At 46.5% G+C, this 18,854-nt stretch carries 16 protein-coding genes and 1 tRNA gene; 9 read left to right on the forward strand and 8 right to left on the reverse strand.

All coding sequences use genetic code 11. The annotated features are described in order from the left end of the window. Both ABWV55_RS01615 and ABWV55_RS01620 read right to left on the reverse strand, forming a co-directional pair. The gene (locus tag ABWV55_RS01615; RefSeq protein ID WP_353292013.1) at window positions 1-678 is read right to left on the reverse strand and encodes a sulfotransferase family 2 domain-containing protein; all 678 of its coding nucleotides are present in this window, start codon (window positions 676-678) and stop codon (window positions 1-3) included. Then, a complete protein-coding gene (locus ABWV55_RS01620; protein ID WP_353292800.1) occupies window positions 665-1,333 on the reverse strand; it encodes a sulfotransferase in 669 nt (222 codons plus the stop codon). Before ABWV55_RS01620 ends, ABWV55_RS01615 begins: the two co-directional genes overlap by 14 nt. Before the next feature lie 383 nt (window positions 1,334-1,716). Between ABWV55_RS01620 and psbZ the strand changes: the two genes are divergently transcribed. From psbZ to ABWV55_RS01645, 5 genes are all read left to right on the forward strand, one after another. Beyond that, window positions 1,717-1,905, forward strand: a complete 189-nt coding sequence (psbZ, locus tag ABWV55_RS01625) for a photosystem II reaction center protein PsbZ (RefSeq protein WP_353292014.1) — start codon at window positions 1,717-1,719, stop codon at window positions 1,903-1,905. A gap of 50 nt (window positions 1,906-1,955) precedes the next feature. Next, window positions 1,956-2,438 (forward strand): 6,7-dimethyl-8-ribityllumazine synthase, encoded by a 483-nt coding sequence (ribH, locus tag ABWV55_RS01630; RefSeq protein WP_353292801.1) that lies wholly within the window; start codon window positions 1,956-1,958, stop codon window positions 2,436-2,438. Continuing rightward, window positions 2,435-3,184 carry a sulfotransferase gene (locus tag ABWV55_RS01635; protein WP_353292015.1) on the forward strand — a complete coding sequence of 250 codons (750 nt, stop codon included), beginning with the start codon at window positions 2,435-2,437 and terminating at the stop codon, window positions 3,182-3,184. The genes ribH and ABWV55_RS01635 overlap by 4 nt, the downstream gene beginning before the upstream one ends. Next, window positions 3,181-4,395: a glycosyltransferase gene (locus tag ABWV55_RS01640; RefSeq protein WP_353292016.1), complete on the forward strand. Its 1,215-nt coding sequence runs from the start codon at window positions 3,181-3,183 to the stop codon at window positions 4,393-4,395. Before ABWV55_RS01635 ends, ABWV55_RS01640 begins: the two co-directional genes overlap by 4 nt. Before the next feature lie 1,469 nt (window positions 4,396-5,864). Then, window positions 5,865-6,488, forward strand: coding sequence for a hypothetical protein (locus ABWV55_RS01645; protein ID WP_353292017.1), 624 nt, complete (start codon window positions 5,865-5,867; stop codon window positions 6,486-6,488). Between the two features lie 453 nt (window positions 6,489-6,941). On the opposite strand, the gene ABWV55_RS01650 is transcribed toward ABWV55_RS01645, so the two are convergent. Beyond that, window positions 6,942-9,227: a calcium-binding protein gene (locus tag ABWV55_RS01650; RefSeq protein WP_353292018.1), complete on the reverse strand. Its 2,286-nt coding sequence runs from the start codon at window positions 9,225-9,227 to the stop codon at window positions 6,942-6,944. A gap of 219 nt (window positions 9,228-9,446) precedes the next feature. On the opposite strand from ABWV55_RS01650, the gene ABWV55_RS01655 reads away from it, so the two are divergent. The 3 genes from ABWV55_RS01655 (at window position 9,447) to ABWV55_RS01665 (ending at window position 13,112) form a co-directional block, all read left to right on the forward strand. After that, window positions 9,447-9,518, forward strand: a tRNA-Gly gene (locus tag ABWV55_RS01655). A 71-nt stretch (window positions 9,519-9,589) separates the two neighbouring features. Further along, window positions 9,590-12,409 (forward strand): preprotein translocase subunit SecA, encoded by a 2,820-nt coding sequence (gene secA, locus ABWV55_RS01660; RefSeq protein ID WP_353292802.1) that lies wholly within the window; start codon window positions 9,590-9,592, stop codon window positions 12,407-12,409. 13 nt (window positions 12,410-12,422) lie between these two features. Next, a complete protein-coding gene (locus ABWV55_RS01665; RefSeq protein WP_353292019.1) occupies window positions 12,423-13,112 on the forward strand; it encodes a hypothetical protein in 690 nt (229 codons plus the stop codon). On the opposite strand, the gene ABWV55_RS01670 is transcribed toward ABWV55_RS01665, so the two are convergent. The 3 genes from ABWV55_RS01670 to ABWV55_RS01680 are packed head-to-tail and all read right to left on the reverse strand — an operon-like array spanning window position 13,091 to window position 16,321. Continuing rightward, window positions 13,091-14,566 (reverse strand): glycosyltransferase family 2 protein, encoded by a 1,476-nt coding sequence (locus tag ABWV55_RS01670; RefSeq protein ID WP_353292020.1) that lies wholly within the window; start codon window positions 14,564-14,566, stop codon window positions 13,091-13,093. The two genes, ABWV55_RS01665 and ABWV55_RS01670, sit on opposite strands and share 22 nt — an antisense overlap. Next, window positions 14,563-15,309, reverse strand: coding sequence for a serine O-acetyltransferase (cysE, locus tag ABWV55_RS01675; protein ID WP_353292021.1), 747 nt, complete (start codon window positions 15,307-15,309; stop codon window positions 14,563-14,565). The genes ABWV55_RS01670 and cysE overlap by 4 nt, the downstream gene beginning before the upstream one ends. Window positions 15,310-15,319: 10 nt before the next feature. After that, on the reverse strand, window positions 15,320-16,321 hold the full coding sequence (locus tag ABWV55_RS01680) for a GntR family transcriptional regulator (RefSeq protein WP_353292022.1): 1,002 nt from the start codon (window positions 16,319-16,321) through the stop codon (window positions 15,320-15,322). Between ABWV55_RS01680 and ABWV55_RS01685 the strand changes: the two genes are divergently transcribed. Beyond that, window positions 16,220-16,465, forward strand: a complete 246-nt coding sequence (locus tag ABWV55_RS01685) for a hypothetical protein (protein WP_353292819.1) — start codon at window positions 16,220-16,222, stop codon at window positions 16,463-16,465. The two genes, ABWV55_RS01680 and ABWV55_RS01685, sit on opposite strands and share 102 nt — an antisense overlap. A gap of 600 nt (window positions 16,466-17,065) precedes the next feature. Here the strand turns inward: ABWV55_RS01685 and infC are convergent. Continuing rightward, window positions 17,066-17,722, reverse strand: coding sequence for a translation initiation factor IF-3 (infC, locus tag ABWV55_RS01690; protein ID WP_353292023.1), 657 nt, complete (start codon window positions 17,720-17,722; stop codon window positions 17,066-17,068). Between the two features lie 57 nt (window positions 17,723-17,779). After that, window positions 17,780-18,676, reverse strand: a complete 897-nt coding sequence (gene miaA, locus ABWV55_RS01695; RefSeq protein ID WP_353292024.1) for a tRNA (adenosine(37)-N6)-dimethylallyltransferase MiaA — start codon at window positions 18,674-18,676, stop codon at window positions 17,780-17,782. Window positions 18,677-18,854 lie beyond the last annotated feature (178 nt).

The following is an 18,854-nucleotide window of genomic DNA, read 5'->3' on the forward strand; positions in this document are numbered from 1 at the left end:
CTACCCGTTCATATAGCCGAAAGCACGATTATCAACTGCATAGAGCCAGCGTACTTGCTGCTCCAGAGCCTGCAGCTCCGCGTTGGGTAGTTCCGGCAGCGGTTGGCGGGTCGGATTGTTGTGGGGCAGACGTATCGATTCACCGTAATATTCACTGAGCCACCTCTCAAGTTCTTCAAGTCGTTCTTGATGGAATACCTTGACCCGTGAGTGAGAGTATTTGCTGCCCATTCTGCTCAGGAAATCGAATTGAGACCGCATGTGAGGATGGGGCAGCCAACGCGCCAAGTCGATGTAACCCGCCAGATTGAGACTACTTAGTTCGCGGTGGGTGCGGTAACGATAGTAGCGGGCTAAGTCGGGATCCTGATTGCGAAAGGAGGAAAGCAGGCGTTGCCAGGGATCACGCACCACGGTAAACAGCTGAGCTCCCTCTAAGGCTTCGGGAAACAGCTGCTCCAATTCTACGAGGCGCAGGTGCTGAAGGAAATTGCTAGATAAGTTGCGGGCCAGTAGATCGCGACTCTTAATCAAACCAAAGCCCGTAGTTAGATTCTCCTGGTCCCATGGGCCGTAGAGATTAAGAGCTTGTTCAATCGAGGTGCCCGCAGTTTTGGGAATGTGCAGAAAAACTAGCTTGCGCGGACGATCGAAGGGCATTGTGTCAGCCCTGGCCACTGCGGGGCAGTTGTTCTCCTACCAGGTTGTAGTCCGGGGCTAAAAATTGTTTCAGGATGTTGTAAGGGGTGTGTGTAATGTCATACACGAGGCTGCGCAGCTGGGATTGCTGTTGGAAGCATTGCAAAATTTCGGCGTGTGCCTGGTGCCACATCCGGCGCCATTCCAGTAGCACGTCATCAACTTTGAGCTCATAGCCATGTAAGCGGCTGAGATGGTGACGGTATGTCTCCAAGAAGCTGCCATTAAGGTGACGGCAGCGTGATTGCAGCCAGGCCTCTACCGGACGGGTATTGAGAATGAAGTAAGCGTCTGGATCGCTATCAATCAGCTGACGGTGGAGCAAGGTACCCTCGCTAAGGACGTGGTCACCGGTTTCGCCATGTTCTGGCACATGGATGAAATCGAGAAAGGCGTTGCTGCGGGGGTAGTGAGCCGGTAGGTTGATTCGGCCGTGGCGACGCAAATCGCTGAGGGTAGCGAGCATGAGCTGGTTGCGATCCCAATGAACGCAACCGATACCGGCCCGCTCGAAAGCAGTGGCGAGACTGCGGGTGCCGCAGCGGTTGAAACCCACCACATAGATTCGCCGGGTGGCTTTGATGTCGGGAGCGTTCACGCTTACCGGCTTGCGTATTGAAATCGCCTTGGACATGGACGTCAACGAAACGCTGATTAAATCCCTCAGCGTTTCGGCACAAGAGACACAGTCGGCAACCTACAGTACAGGAGTCTAGCTGGTTACCAAGCGGGCGCTGCTGCCTCCTAGAATCGGTTAAGCCAGTTACTTGCTATATCAAAGACACGTAACCAAACAGGTAGCTAAAGAAGACGACAAAAGCACCAGCTAGGGACACACACTTGAATCGAGACCGAATCGGCGTAGTTATGGATTCTTCGTAATGTGGCCTAGTAATCGGGACGAAATAAGCATTTCTCCGCACAAATCTGGACTATTTCATCTTGCATCTTGACTGGTCGATTGTGGCATGTTCCGTGTGACAATCTTCAAGCGCTACGAGCAGCTGATCCAACCCAATGCAGTTCATCAATACCCTCACCGTTTTGGCGTTAGTAGTGGTGTCGTTCGCTCTCATTGTGGCCGTGCCGGTTTTGTTTGCTTCCACGGAGGATAGCGGCCGCTCAAATCGTTTGATTCTGCTAGGAAGCAGCGTTTGGGTAGCACTTGTTTTGCTAAACTGGGGCGTAAGCTTTTTTGTCGCTTAATTGGGTCTAGGCATGAAGCGAAGATGGGTGTAGAGCCAACCGGGCATGTCATGGCAACCTTCGAAGGATGTTTTACAGACGTAAGCAGTCTCCAAATCGCGCTGGTAGTCGCCAGATTCAATGATTTGGTTACCACCAAGCTGCTGAGTGGCTGTCTGGACTGTTTGACCCGTCATGGTGTGGATACCACATCCAGCAGCTCCCAGCTAGATGTGGCCTGGGTGCCCGGATCATTCGAACTACCTTTAGTGGCACAGAGTTTAGCGGCCAGTGGTCGTTATCAAGTGGTGGTAGCCTTGGGAGCAGTAATTCGTGGCGACACGCCTCACTTCGACGTGGTGGTAGCCGAAGCGAGCAAGGGAATCGCTGCTGTAGCGCGTGAAACGGGCATACCGGTGATTTTTGGAGTATTGACGACAGACACAATGCAGCAGGCGCTGGAGCGAGCTGGGATTAAAAATAATCTGGGATGGAACTATGGCCTTGAGGCTCTCGAGATGGGTAGCCTGATGAGGGCTTTGGGTCGAGCGTGAGGCTACCAACCTTCGTCAGTATTGGTACCCAAAAGGGGGGTACTACCTATCTGTATGGGCTGCTAAAGCAACACTCGCAAGTACAGATGGCTCATCCCAAAGAACTTCACTATTTTTCCTTGCACTATGCTCGAGGGCTTGACTGGTACGCTAGCCATTTCGCTGCTTCGGAAGTAGAGCGGCACTACGGCGAGGTAACACCCTATTATCTATTTCATCCCTTGGCAGCGGAACGGATGGCCAAGGAACTGCCAGATGTAAAGCTCATCGTTCTATTGCGGGATCCAGTGGAGCGAGCACTGTCGCATTACTTCCATAGCCGCAAGCTAAACCTAGAGCCACTGGGGTTAGAAGCGGCTTTTGCGGCAGAAGAAACACGATTAGCTGATAGCTACGCGGTTCTCAATCAGGGTGAGCGGCATCTTAGTCATCAGCAGCATAGTTATCTCAGCCGTAGTCGATATGAACAACAGCTGCCCCGCTTTCAGGCATCATTCACACCAGAGCAGCTGCTGGTATTGCGCAGTGAGGATTTATTTGAACAGCCGCACCAGGTTTGGGATCAGATACTAATCTTTCTTAGATTGACTTTATGTCAGCTGCCGAATAGTGTCACTTATAGTGGTGGAAGCAAAGTAGTAGGCTTACCTTTAGCTTTTAAGCATCAATTATATATTGATTTGCAACCGACTTATAGTATAATGCAAGAACAATTTAATCTCAGCTGGAAATATTCTAGCTTATGAATATTTTATTTATACATAATAATTTTCCGGGACAATTTTTAAAACTTGCACCTTATTTAGCATCTCAGATAAGTGGACGAACGATATTTCTTACTCGGTCTGAGAATTCTCAAAAGATTAGGCTTGATGGTGTAGAAGTCGTGCACTTTACAACCCATCGTAATCAATCAACAAATGTACATAATTACCTTAAGCCAGTAGAGCAATGTGTCTTGCAAGGCCAAGCTGTTGTTAAAGCTCTAGATCAACTACTTAGACAAGGATTCCGGCCAAATATCATAATTTCTCATGCTGGCGTGGGCTCTGGAATCTACATTAAGTCTTTTCTTTCGAGTGTGCGTCTAATCTCTTATGTAGAGTGGTTTTTTAAGCCAGAGACATCTCGCTATATATTTGCTGATTTCCAACTTAATGATAATTTAGCGATGCAAACGATGATGTGGCCGTTGATGCATGAAATGCTTTGTGCAGATGATTTAGTTTGTCCAACCCAGTGGCAACGTTCACAGTTTCCTTCGCCTTGGTATGAGCGTATTCAGGTGATTTTTGATGGTGTAGATACCGAATTGTTTCAGCCACGACACTGGCGAGGAGTGTTGTCTTTGACGAGTGGTTCTTCCGGTCACACAGTGATTTTACAATCGTCAGATCGAGTATTGACTTATGCTACTCGCGGGATGGAACCTTTACGGGGGTTCCCTCAGTTTATGCGCGCAGCAGCTGTAGCGCAGCAGGCCAACTCTGATGTACAAGTAGTAATTGCGGGGAATGATCGTGTTGTCTATAGCCATCATTCAGCCCATCCATCCGGCAGTTGGAAGCAGCAAATGCTAAAGGAGTTATCAGATCAGCTTGACCTCAAGCGTTTGCATTTTGTTGGGCTACTCCCATATCGAGATCTGGCGAAATTGATGCAACGCTCTAACCTCTACTGTTACTTCACCAGGCCTTATGTGGTGAGTTGGAGCCTGTTTGAAGCGGCAGCATGTGGTACACGTTTGCTAATAAATCAGTTTGAAGGGATTGACGAAGTGCTAGCCCTACCATCTTTATTGCCACCAGTGAATTTGGATGATCAGGAAGAGATCAATCAGGCTGTATTAAGGGGCATTACACTGGAACGACCTCATTTTGTACAGGATTCCCTATTATTACCTGAAATGGATTTTCATCATACTAAACATGCATGGTTGAAGCTCCTAGCTTGTTAAGCCTAAATTACTGATATTAATCGATTATATTGCGGTCAGCAATTATAAAGTTTTTATTCTATAAATTACGTAATAATCACAATGTCAATTGTGCCGCTAAATAATTAAACTTCTATGTTCATAGTAGATCTTTGAGAAAATATGAAGTCAATCGATCTTAACTACATCATAGTCGTTGCCTATAGCTTCCAGCAGATTTTAACTTAATGTAAATGGGTAAATGAAATATATGTGGGATACCAAAGATTACAACATATAGAAATATTTACTATAGGTAATAAGTTTCAGTAAACTACATATAATGCTAATTAAATTAGCTTTCAGTGCCTTGAAAAATATTTCTTCTAGAATGCTTCTATAAATTAAAATCTATAATTACCTTATCTACTGGCATTACCATTAGTCATTACATGTCTACCTAGTATTCATCTTGATAAGTAGATGATTATTTACAACATGATGCAATAACCATAGCATGGCTTTTAGTATATTTATAGTTTATATATTAAACCATAAGATTATTGAGTCTAAAGTGTGTACAATTTAAAAAGTTAAATAACTGATTTGAAAACTAAGTGTAGCTTACTCATAGTCAATCTTATCTTTAGTCATAAGAAATACTTCATTTGTTAATGCTAAGAACTATTGAAATTTTATAGACATAACATTTTAATTACTAGTGTGAAGCTATTGCTGAATAAAGTAATTTTTTTATTCAAATTTTTGCACGTATTAGTCTAATTAGATTCTTAGCAAATTTGAAGATTTAAATCACTGTTAAATTCTAAGTTATATGAGTAAAATTATTAATAAGAAATTTATATTATATTTAGCTAAATATCCTTGAGGAAGAAAATATATCCTAACTAGCATTTATACAAATGAACTTTCGATTAAACTCTTGTTGCCTGAGTTAATATGCTTATGTACATTAAATTATTTTTAATTTCGTTTTAAATACTCGATTATTGATTTTTGGACCGTTAGCTATCCATGTATTGCAATGAATATATGTGATACTATTGGGTTTAAATTTGCTCAAAAATTGAATATTAAGAATCATAATTTAATGACCACTTTTTGTAGCTGAGGTAAGATTAATATGCTGTTATCAGCCTGAATTACTATTTATTTCTACAAGTTATTACCATTATATTCAACTTAGGTTGAGTAATGGTTTAACTATTTAGTCTATTGTCACTACCTCTGCATATACGTGCGATTCTGCCCCATTTTTTCGGTGGATTATCTACTCAAGTCAGAAAGATTGGTAATGGCTTCGGAAGCTGCTAGCCGTCAGCGCGTTTTCAGTGTTCTACCTCGCTGCTACGTTGCTTATATGGTTTATTGAATTTGCAGCGTTCACCTCAAGATGTAATGTTGCGCTTATTAGATGAAAAACCGATAGCGACGCCACATTCTAACACATTCGGTTTTAACCCCGTTTCTGTTGAGATAATCGTTCTACGGTGGGAGATAACATCCTATACGAGGCTCTCGAACAGTTTCGCCCTGCTGCGACTGTTCTTTCGTTTGATTTGAAGGATCCCCGTTATTTGGGTTTAGCCGCACGCGACTGGTTAATTTCTCATTCTGAACCTGCGGACTTAAATATTTATTTAGAAGATGATCTTGTGATTCATGACCCTTTACTGCCTGAAAAATTTTTATGGATAGCAAAACAATCAAATCATAGTTGTGTGTTATTTCCACATCGTTATGAGCTAATTCAATCTCTAGAGTTACCTACCCGTCTATATATTGATGGACCAAGTAATCATGATGATATTACTAGTTGGCATCAACCACTGGAATCAGCAGCGTCTGGTCGTTTCTGTGGTAGAGAACTATTAACTTTTGATGTTCCTAGTAACCCTCATTCCGGATTCTTTGCTCTGTCACGGCAGCAGACAGACTACCTCGCATGTAATGATTTAGCTATAGAAGGTTTTGTTGGTCCCCTCGAGACAGCAGCTACTCATACTGTTGGCAGATTTTTTAAGCTTTTAAAACCAGCTTTAAATTGCCGAGAATTTTTAACGTTAGAGCATGCACACCCTTCCTATTTGGGGTATCTTTTTCCTTTTAATTAATAGAATAATTATTCGCCTGAAATTTTAGGTAACATCAAACTAACAAATTATATTGGTACAATCAAAATAATCTTCATGACATTAAGTAATATATATACTTAAAACTACTGTACAAATATAGAATCTGATTATTTATTTGCTTTGTATTCTATTTGATTCCTAACTCTAGATAAGTTGATAATAACGACTATTTTTATTAATTTATTCAAGAAATTATGCCTGATATATTTGCTAAACTTTACTCTCAAGTATACTAATCTTTTTACTTAAGTTAGGGACTGCTTTTGGCTTAGTATTATAGGTTATTAGCTTTATTCTAACTTTCTATTTTTAATATTCTAGTAAGTTATTTAATTTCCTAGGCAGCTTTTCTCTCTATCAGTAACTAATGTAACAAGCTAGGCAAAATACATGTAAATATCTTTTTTAACTACTACATATAACTTTTATCAGTCAGACTGTGAGGGTAAAAATATCAGCGGAATTTTCCTCGGCAATTGCTGTAACTGTCTTACCAGTAATCTCTACAATATTAGCAATTGTGTGTCTAATCTTTGCATGAACGATATAGGAACTGTCGTTATATATAAAGCCAGCCACATTATTATCTAAGAATGAGGGAGCAAGACTAAATATGACAGTGGCAATGTCAAAAGACGATGCTCCAGCAATTCTAGCCGCGAGAGTACCAGTTGCCATCCCATTTAAGAATTGATTGCTTACATTACTAGTCACAGCTGCGTCGTTTGTAGTAGCCCCGTCATCATGCGTGTCAAAACTAATGACATCGTCGTCAGCACTTTTCCAATCAGTAATCGCATCAGTTGTAGCTGGGGTCGAAGTGTTGAGTATGTTGTAAGTAAACGTATCATTACCGCTACCACCAATCAACACGTCAGCACCAGTACCACCGATCAACACGTCAGCACCGGCGTTACCAATCAGGGTGTCGTTGACTCCATTGAGCCCTATAATGACGTCGTCCCAAGCAGAGCCACCCAGAGTTGTGGCTGTACCTGCAATATGGCTAATGGTGAAACCTTGGATTCCTGAGGCTAGGGCCAAGTCAACTCTACCACTAGCTCCACCAGCAACAGCATGGATAGTGGCAGAGCTACTATTCATACCAAGGTTGCTGGTGGCAGAGGTTGCGACAAAGCCATTAGTTGTTGCAGTTGCAGCTGTACTAGAGGTTCCGACAAGTTGGAAAGCATCGCCAGTTGTCAGGTCTCTCACCGACACTGCGCCGGTATTTCCTTCAATAACAAAGGTATCTGCACCATCTCCGCCAGTCAGATCATCACCGTCTCCATCAGCGCCTGTGTAGAGAACGTCCGCTCCACTACCACCAATGAGGATGTCGCCAGCATTAGCATCGTCACTACCGTGAATAGTTATTCCGTTTGTGTATGCTGAAGCATTAACAGTGACGCTATTGCCGTTTGAGTAAAGATTATTTAGTTCAATAGTGGTAAAACCCGCTGCTTGAGCATTTGAACCAAGAGTTATTGACATATCATTTGCGCCATCAGTATCAGTGATACTAAGTGTCTCTATTGCAGTTACATTTTTGAAGCTTAGGTCAGTGATAGTGCCATTGCTATCATCTATATCTGTGATCAGAAGTACGTCTGTACCTGCGTCGCCTTTTAAGGTATTCAAGGTGTCAAGAGATCCTAACATTCCGGCCGTAATGCTCAAAGTATCTGCATCTACACCACCGTAAATAAGGTTATTCCCACCTTGAACGGCAATAAAGTCGGCTCCTGCTTGAGCCGAAATAGTGTCGTTGCCGTCACCGGAGAGAATTGAGTCAGCGCCAGCGCCGCCCGTGATGCTTTCCGCACCGATACCTCCGATAATGGTATCAGAGCCTCCACCACCCGCGATCGTGTTTTCGCCCGAACCTGTTACCGCGATCTTATCGTTACCCGCGTCAGCTGACACGCTCAGGGCGGCTGGGCCGGTTAAACGGATCAAATCATCACCCTTGCCGCCGAATATTGTGGTGTCCGTGGCAATCGCAGAGATAATGTCAATAACGTCGTTTTCCGAACCACCCATTACGAAGGTATTAGCCAGTGTACCCGCGTTAATAGTGATGGTATCACTATTACTATCCCCGCGAATTATACTGGACGTGATGTCACCAGTCACGGTGATAACATCGTTCTGTTTGCCACCATAGATTGTAGAAGCGTTAAGAGTTGCGGTAACGGCGATACTGTCGTCTCCAGAGCCACCGTTAATGGTTGATTTTGTCGTTGCACTACCGTTAACGGTAATCGTGTCGTTGCTGGGGCCGCCTGTTAGTTTTGCCGATTCGGCTACATGACTGACCAAGATCCAGTCGGTGCCGTCTGCACCTGCAACGCTGCCCACTAAGCCCTGGAATTTCGCGATATCTGCTCCTCTGCCTAGGTTAATATCTGCGTTAGTCAGGTGATCAGAGAAACTGATGCTATCGTTCCCGTCACCTCCAGCGAATTTAATCTTATCACAAGCACCCACCGCTATAATGGTATCATCGCCGTCTAGTCCTTCAATCTCAAGGGCATTTCCAGTGATGGAGGCGAGGTCATCAAGCCCTGTGCCGAGCATGGTCGTATAGTCAGTGCTGGCATGGCCGGGTATGGTAAGGAAAGTCACCTGGTTTTGCACACGAAAAGCGGCCGGTGGATGGTAGAAGCTCAAGGTACGCTTCGGCCAAGACTGGTAACTAGTTTTCGACCGGGCCAAGTTCTTACACCACTAAATGTTTTTATTTGGTGGTGTAAGACAAGGGAAGAGCTTTCTTACGAATATTTTGTGGCGTCTATTGGATGCCCGGTAGATATAGTTGTTATTTGACTAGGCGGTGTATATTTTTATTAACAAAATTGCCTGGGTGGTCACTGTTGCGTCTGATAGATACGTTATGTAGGCTAAGTTAGCTTAACTATGTTTTCTAAAAGTATTGCGGATGTAGCTCAGTGGTAGAGCATCTCCTTGCCAAGGAGAGGGTCGAGAGTTCGAATCTCTTCATCCGCTTACTGAAAGTTTGTTTCAATATTTCTGTGCTGTTCGTTTAAGCTGCGCTATTCCGGTTGGTTATGGTTCTAATGCTTAAGTTTTTACTAGGTGATCTAAACGCTCGCAAATTAAAGCGTTATCAACCGATTATTTCTGATATTCAATTATTGGAGGATGAGATATCTTTGCTGAGCGACGACGATCTACGTCGTCGCTCAGCAGAATTTCGTCAAAAACTAAACAATGCCAATAATTTTGAAAATCAAAGACTAATTCTTAACCAACTTCTACCGGATGCTTTTGCCGTAGTACGGGAGGCTAGCAAGCGTGTGCTGGGGATGCGTCACTTTGATGTGCAATTGATTGGCGGTATAGTATTACATGAGGGTCAAATTGCTGAGATGAAAACCGGTGAGGGTAAAACCCTCGTAGCCACATTACCTAGCTATCTCAATGCCCTCACTGGACGCGGTGTACACATAGTAACTGTAAATGACTACCTTGCCCGACGTGATGCTGAATGGATGGGCCAGGTACATCGCTTCTTGGGCTTATCTGTGGGCTTAATTCAGCAAGATATGCGACCAGAAGAACGTCGCCGTAATTATGCTTGCGATATCACTTATGCTACAAATTCTGAACTGGGCTTCGACTATTTGCGGGACAACATGGCCTCAGACATTAATGAGGCAGTGCAACGTGATTTTCAATATTGCGTGATTGATGAGGTGGACTCGATCCTAATCGACGAAGCCCGCACACCTCTAATTATTTCTGGCCAGGTAGAGCGACCTCAAGAGAAGTATCAACAGGCAGCTCGGTTGGCTGAAATGCTTGAGCGTTGCGCCGAATTGGGTAAGGACGGCATTGATCCGGAGGGGGATTATGAAGTCGATGAGAAGCAACGTAGCTGCACCCTCACTGATGAAGGCTTTGCCAAAGCAGAACAAATACTGGGCGTACAAGATTTGTTTAACCCTCAGGATCCCTGGGCTCATTACATCACCAATGCTCTCAAAGCTAAAGAGCTATTCGTGAAGGATGTGAACTACATAGTTCGTGATAATGAAGCCGTAATTGTAGATGCATTCACCGGTCGAGTAATGCCAGGACGTCGCTGGAGCGATGGCCAACACCAGGCGATTGAAGCGAAAGAAGTGCTGCCAATTCAACCCGAAACTCAGACACTTGCGTCGATTACTTACCAGAATTTCTTTTTGCTATATCCGCGTTTGGCCGGGATGACCGGTACTGCAAAAACAGAGGAAGTAGAATTTGAGAAAATCTACAAACTCCAAACTACGATTGTGCCTACTAACCGAGTTCGGGCACGTCGAGATTGGGCAGATCAAGTCTATAAAACAGAGTCTGCCAAGTGGAGAGCGGTTGCGATTGAAACGGCCAAAATCCATCACAAAGGACGCCCGGTCTTGGTGGGCACTACGTCAGTTGAAAAGAGCGAGCTGCTCAGCACCTTGTTAACAGAGCAGGGGGTTCCTCACAACTTGCTGAACGCTAAGCCTGAGAATGTAGAACGTGAGTCGGAGATTGTGGCCCAGGCAGGTCGTGCCGGTGCTGTTACTATTGCCACCAATATGGCTGGCCGGGGCACAGATATTATTCTTGGTGGCAACAGCGATTATATGGCTCGCCTCAAACTGCGAGAGGTACTGCTGTCGCGGCTGGTGAAGCTTGAAGAAGAGCATCGGCTCCCTGCCTTCCGGCAACAACGCAACTTCGCTGACGGTTTTTCTAATTGGGAGGCGGTACCGACAATAGTGCGTAAGACCGGTAGTCCCTATCCATGTCGACTTTCAGATAATACAGATCAGATGCTCGGTCAGCTGGCCCGCACTTTAGTCAAAGCGTGGGGAGACCGTACACTCACTGTAATCGAGCTGGAAGAGCGTATTGCAACCGCTGCCGAGAAAGCCCCTACTGATGATACCCAGATTCAGGCTCTACGCGAAGCAATTGCAGCGGTAAAGGGAGAATACGACACTGTAGTGAAACAGGAGGAGACTAAGGTGCGTGAGGCTGGCGGCCTCCACGTGATCGGTACTGAGCGCCATGAATCACGCCGAGTAGATAACCAATTACGGGGTCGCGCCGGTCGTCAGGGTGACCCTGGTTCGACACGTTTCTTTCTTTCTCTAGGTGACAACCTGTTGCGTATCTTCGGTGGCGATCGCGTCGCTGGCTTGATGAACGCTTTTCGCGTTGAGGAAGATATGCCAATCGAGTCGAGGATGTTAACTCGCTCTTTGGAGGGTGCCCAAAAGAAAGTCGAGACCTACTATTACGACATTCGTAAGCAAGTATTCGAGTATGATGAAGTAATGAATAATCAGCGTCGGGCAGTTTATTCCGAACGCCGTCGCGTTCTGGATGGTCGCACCCTCAAAAAGCAGGTGATTGGCTACGGTGAACTTACGATGGGAGAAATCGTTGAGGCCTATGTAAATCCGGATTTGCCGCCCGAGGAGTGGGATTTAAATCAGCTGGTAGGTAAGGTAAAAGAATTTATTTATTTGCTTGAAGACCTTACCCCCGACCAAATTCAAGGTTTGGCGATGGAAGAGTTGAAAGCATTTTTGCAAGAGCAGCTGCGCAATGCTTACGATCTCAAAGAAAGCCAGATCGAGCAACAACGTCCTGGTTTGATGAGAGAAGCTGAGCGTTTCTTCATTCTCCAACAAATTGACGCCCTTTGGCGTGAACATTTGCAAGCCATGGAAGCCTTGCGTGAGTCCGTCGGTTTGCGTGGATATGGCCAAAAAGATCCGCTAATTGAATACAAAAACGAAGGTTATGACATGTTTTTAGAGATGATGACGAATATGCGTCGTAACGTGATTTATTCTATGTTCATGTTCCAGCCGGCGTCGACGTCGCAGAGTCAAACGTGACCAGGATGCAGTCGTGGCTACCATCGGTTGGTTGGTAATCGGCACCAATCGCTATCTGTCTCTAGCATTGAGCTGTTTGGAATCTATCCAGGCTCACTATTCTGGTGCCTTACATTCACGTTTCATCCTGTTCACGGATCGTCCTCAAGTCTGTTCGCATTCTTGGGTGGAGGTAATCGACGTTCCCCATGAGCCATTTCCAGGTATCTCACTACAGCGGTACCATCATTTTTACCGCCATGCTAATCGTTTAGTAGATTGCGATTACCTCTTTTATGTAGATGCCGACATGGCATTTGTAGATGTGGGTGATGAGATTCTTGGTAGACGCGTGGTAGTAACCCATCCTGCTTTTGTGAACACTCAATCCGTAGATTGCCCATTTGATCGAAACCCAGCTTGTCGTGCCCAGATTCCGATTGAATATCAAGGCCCTTATTTTCAAAATTGTTTTCAAGGTGGGGAACGCACGGATTTCCTTCGTATGAGCCGGCGGCTGGCTCGTCGCATCCGGGCTGATCTCCGGTCTGGAGTAATGCCCTTATGGCACGATGAGAGCCATATGAATCGCTACATGCTGGAGTACCCACCTACCCGGATGTTGCATCCCGGTTACGCTTACCCTGAGTGGTGGAGGGGGTTTTCTTATCCGCGCCGAATCATCAGCGTGAAGAAAAATAATCAGGTTCTACGAGCAGATTGAGTGACTTGGAACCGTTTGGCCATCCGACCAACCATCAAATCCTCGGCTCCGCAAAGGAAGCGAGCGTGTTCGCGCGCTACAGGTGCACCATAGCCCGCGATGTAGCGCATTAAGGATCGACTCAGGGCGTAAGCCTTACCGCTATAAAAACTTGGCACGTTACCGCCAATTCCGAAAACCCGTTCTGGTTCCACGGACACGCCCTTGTTACGCCCCCATAGGTGGATGTCATCCTGTACAGGAGCAATGTGGTGAAGGAACCCGTCGTAATGGGTGGGTTCACGCAGTGGTTCCGTGAGTCGTCCTTCTAGCCAAGTGACCACCGCTTTAGGTTCAATGGCCTGTCGTCCGCGGTAATTCACACAGGTGAGGTCAATCTTAATCAGTTGTTTAAAGCGCAGCCGTCGGATGCACCAGCGCAACATCCGTAGGGTTTTGTAGCAAAGTTGATCGTAGGCCTCAGGTGTGGCTAGGATTAGGCGTCGCCCATCACAATGATCTACTGTTTTCCCGCCCCCCCACACTTCGAGTAATAATGTGTCCGCTCGCTGGCGAATTAGTTTCCATAAACTTGAACTGTAAAAATCATTGAGGAGAGCAGTATCAGCCGCACAGCAATAGAGGCACACTATGCTACGGCAAGGTCTGGTTTTGGTAGCATCGGGCCAATGCCAGTAGTGCTTTTTGTGAGAGGTGCTACGTTCTAGCTTTCGTTGTTTCGGCATAGCAAGCTGTTCAAGCTCTGAGGCATCGGGAAAAGTGAGCTGTCTGGCGGAGAGTTGCAGTCGATTCTTATGCCAACCTTTGTGTAATTCTTCTGGACTAAAATGGCGTTGTAAGTATTTTTGTTGCACTTGATATTGATTACGCGCAATGTAGTGACGGAGTATTAGAGATTCTTTTGCTAGGCGTAACGGTGTATTACCGATGTCATTTAGTTGATGACCACCATTGCTTTGATTGTTGAAGCGACTACACCGAGCCCAAGCTCGGTGTAGTCGCTGTGATGTTGATTCAAAAAAATAATAATGCTCCGCTGGTTGACCTGAAATAAGAGGCAAAAACACAAATTCCTCAAAATTCACTGCATTAGCACCAGTCGCTGCCAATCGACTAATCGCTTGTTGTAAAGTTTCGCCACTATGAGGACTATGTAACCATTCATCAGTATCTAAGTGCACCACCCAATCATGATCGAGTGACTCAATTACAGCAGCTTTAGCAGCAAGCTGCTGGTCAAGGCTAAAATATCCCAACCATTTCATAGTACTCACTGCTAATACGCCATGATTCAGATAGGCATTGGCAACAGCCTGTGTCTCATCACTAGAGCTATGGTCGATCACTACCAATTCAAGTCCTTCACTAATCCATACCGGCAGATGCCGTTTCAGTAAATCTGCTTCGTTACGGCAAGCAACTACCGCAGCACAACGCAACAAAGCAAAGCTCACCCAGTGTTCTCCCCAAGGAACTCAAGAATCTCACGATCTTTAAGATTTTGTGCCTCGCCCACACACTCATCTGTAAATTGACGACCTGCAGTTACTTCGTTTAGGCAACGCTGCAAAGAGATAACAGTGTTTTCTAGTTGATCGATGCGCTCTATTAGATTGCGGATCATATTTGCCTCCGCATCGGGAAGAGCAGAATGAGCCAAAGGGTTGATCCGCACTCCGCTCTGATGAATTACCCGGCCAGGGATACCTACTACGGTGGAATCTTCTTCCACATCGCGCACCACCACGGAACCTGCACCGATGCGGGTGTTAGCCCCAATTGTGATAGCTCCTAATACCTTCGCTCCGGCCCCCACTACAACATTTTCTGCCAGAGTGGGATGGCGTTTTCCATGATCTTTACCTGTTCCACCTAGGGTCACCCCCTGGTACAGCAGGCAGCGGTGTCCGATCTCAGCGGTTTCTCCGATTACCACTCCCATGCCATGGTCAATAAACACACTGTTCCCGATACGTGCGCCGGGGTGAATCTCAATGCCAGTAAGGGCACGGCCTATTTGGCTTAAACATCTTGCTAGAAGCTTTAGTGGCAGCTTGCTGCGCCATAGTCGATGGCTCAGTCGGTGCAAGCTGATAGCGTGCAAGCCCGGATAGCAAAACAGCATCTCCAGCCAGTCCCGAGCAGCCGGGTCGCGCTCGCGGATGATGGCAAGATCGGCATGGATCTGATCAAGCATCGGCAAGAGGCTAGCTAACGGCCGTGGAAGTCTGTAGGCCGATTTCCTTGCGGAGTAATTCGATCGTATCGATGCTTAGGTAACTTTCGGCGCAGTGCAGTTGCGGCATTCGCATCAATTGGGCCCGATTCTGACGCAAGCTTCGCTCTACAAGGGGCAGGCTGGGACGATCGCAGAGCACATGGCTAGAAGCACGTAGCAATGCTAGTAATCGACTCCCTACATCAGACGTTGCGGTCATTAAAAGCAACTCGTTACCACGCATCGAATGCAAGATCACTTCTGCTGCCCGTAGGATGCCTGGGCTGATGCTTACAAGGCCCACGCAACTGCCTGGACGCAACTCCTTAAGCATGGCCAGTTCATAGTGAAAATCGTTAAGATCGAGCGCCACAGCTCGCACACTATGTTTTTTGGCGAGTTCTTCCACGGGCTGGAGAAAGTAGCGGCTGGTTACCACTGTGCCGTTACTTGAGTCTTCCAAAACGCTTTCCAGCTCCTCCATTGGCACCACTTCAACGGGCACATCAAGACAAGGTTCCAGTTCTTCAGCGATTAATACCGAAGCGCCGATGTCCTCACGAGGAGTGCTTACTAACACTCGACTACCACAACGTAAGCGCCAGTCGATCTCCCGAGTGAGCAATTCTCGGGTTTGCTGCAGCGTGCAGCCAGCATTAAGTAGGCCGTCTACGCATCTGCGTACTTCCCGATTGAGATCGGGAACACCACGGTTGCGGATGTGGGGTGATGTTTTGATCTCTCGCAATTTTTGTTGGTCGCGCACATATATGCCCGATCCAGCCATAGCTTCGACCACACCGTTAGTTTCGAGCTGGCGATACACCTTGCTAATAGTGTTGCGGTGCAATCCAGTCTGCATTGCCAGTTGGCGAGTGCTGGGCAAGCGGTGTCCTGGTGGATAGTGTCGTGCAGCGATGGCGAAGCAGATCTGGTTGTACAGCTGGGTCGACGCCGGAATGTCGCTTTCCTGCTGGATATGAAATCGCACACCAATGGGCCAGGTTGGAATGCGGCCACCATACGGAGCGATCCCACTGGTGACAATTATTTGTGTGTCTGTACACCTTTGACCTCTTCTGGCTCTGTTTGCGGAGACTGGGTTGATTTGATGGTTGAAATTGTGCTGTTTTAGTGCGGACGGCCGTCAGTTGACATAAAATTATGCAATGGGAGCCACCACCGTATGATAATTATGTCGTCGTCGTGACGCTCAAGATTTTTAGTGTGGGTAAGCGCGTTTGCGGCACTATTGATCAAAGTAATCCTATTAAGAACGCCACAACGACTAAATCAAATTCTTTGAGGATGTTTTCACTGCTATCATCTAGTTTAATCCACAGCTGTTTCGAAATCATTCGGAGGTATGGGCTTTTGTTTTAGTAACAATGCGGCCCTAGCTGCCGTCGCATCCCCTCACTCTGGTTTTGGTTTTTTGGTGTCTGAAAATTAACTGCGGTACATTTTCGAAGGTGGCTTCGCCAACGTTAAGACCTCCATCTACCATTAACACAAAGAACAACTAGCTTGGCGTAGTGCGCGTCTGACACATTCAAAGATCTAAATTTTTCTAAGCAAACGCTACTGTAGTTTTGAGGACACAGAGAGTCGCAGGTCGAGGTTGGCTGCACGCAGGGTAAAGACACAGATCTTTGGTTCTAGACAGTCAAGACATAAGTTAAGAAAACTTCGTTCCGATTATTTACCTTGAAACATAGTTGCCCTTCATCGAGGCTTAGTCAGACCTTAGGGGTTGTCGCTTCTTCGGCTGCAGTGGCGTAGAGGCAGAAACAGTACGCATGGCTTGACGAAGATTGGAATTTTTGTCGTCTTTCTTTAGTAGCGGCGTTTTACGGGGAGTAAGAAACATGATCATATTGCGCCCCTCCCTTTTAGGAGACTGTTGGATTTCGGCTTTCTCCTCGAGGTCATTTGCCATACGTTGTAGCAAGGTCTCAGCCAGAGCGGTGTGCTGAATCTCTCGGCCTCGGAAGATGACCGTGCACTTTACCTTGTCTCCTGCTTTAAGAAAACGCTGTGCCTGGCCGATTCGCACATCGTAGTCATGTGAGTCGATCTTGTACCGCATCTTGACCTCTTTCACTTCGGTCTGATGCGATTTCTTTTTAGCTTCCTTAGCCTTTTTTTCTTGTTCGAATTTAAATTTGCCATAATCCATGATCCGGCACACTGGAGGGTCGGCTTTTTCGCTGACCAGTACCAAATCCAGTTCACGCTCTTCCGACACCGCCAGAGCTTCCTCCCTACTAACTACGCCGAGTTGACTACCATCCGAATCAACAACCCGTAATTGAGGATAATTGATACGTTCATTAATGTTAGGGAGCTCCCGAACCGGAGCGCGACGATCAAAACGGGGACGTGGGGGCATTCAAAGAGAAGATGGAACAGTTGCAGACAGGACAGCGAATACGAACGCCTGCTTGGCTTACACTAGTTGTCGTTCGATCTGTGTCATCGCTTCGGTTAGAGTAAGTGAATCGTTCAACCAATGTGGGGAATGCTGGTGACGAAACCAAGTGCGCTGGCGTTTGGCAAGCCTCTGGGTGCGCCGGTTGGTAATAGCAATAGCCGACGCCTGTGCGATCGATCCATCGATAACCCGCAGCGCTTCACCGTAGCCGATAGTCTGCAACAAGGATAAGTCCGCACCATACTTTACCGCCAAGCGCTGAGTTTCTTCGATTAAGCCTTCTTGATAAAATCGTCCAGTGCGTTGCTCGATGCGTGCCTGCAAATTGGCGGGGTTGAGCCCTAATTCCAATATCCGCCATGGAGGAGGCACAGTGGTAGCCTGGCGACTCATTAGTTCACCCGAGGCATAAAGTACCTCCAGGGCACGTTGAGTCCGAACTGCGTCTGCGGGAGAAATTTTTGCAGCGGCAATTGGGTCTGCGGCGGCCAGGAGGAGGTGGCAGATAGGTTGCCCCATAGTGCTAAATTGCTTTCTCAGTTCAGGCTGTGGCGCGACGGCAGGTGGTTGAAGGCCGCTGGTGAGCGATTTGAGGTAGAGACCGCTTCCTCCCGCCAAGAGTGCGATACCCTTCTTGTCCAATTCGCGCTCGATGCAAGAGGTCGCTTCCGCTTGGAATTCCTGCAGCGTCATTGGCTGGTTTGGATCGCGTAGATCAAGCAGATGATGGGTTACCCGCGCTTGTTGTTCAGGTGTGGGCTTAGATGTGCCTATATCCATTTCCCTATATAATTGGCGAGAATCCACATTGATTACTGATAGTCCGAGACGCTCGGCTAACTCGAGGGCCAAGACAGTTTTGCCGCTAGCGGTGGGTCCCAAGAGGACAATTATGAGGGGTTTGCAAGACATTGCGGTAGTAAAAAGCAGTAGCCAAAGAGATGATGCAGACTGGCTGAAAACCGCCCCCTGGACGCTTCTGAGGGGGGCTATAAGCGGCCGGTGTTAGACTACTATCGACTTCAGGGTGGGCTTAGTCAGGCCCACTGCGGCCGCTTAGAACCCGATTGACTGGTTTGAGAGTTTTTAA

Source organism: Synechococcus sp. M16CYN, from assembly GCF_040371545.1.
In the GTDB taxonomy this organism is placed as follows: domain Bacteria; phylum Cyanobacteriota; class Cyanobacteriia; order PCC-6307; family Cyanobiaceae; genus Parasynechococcus.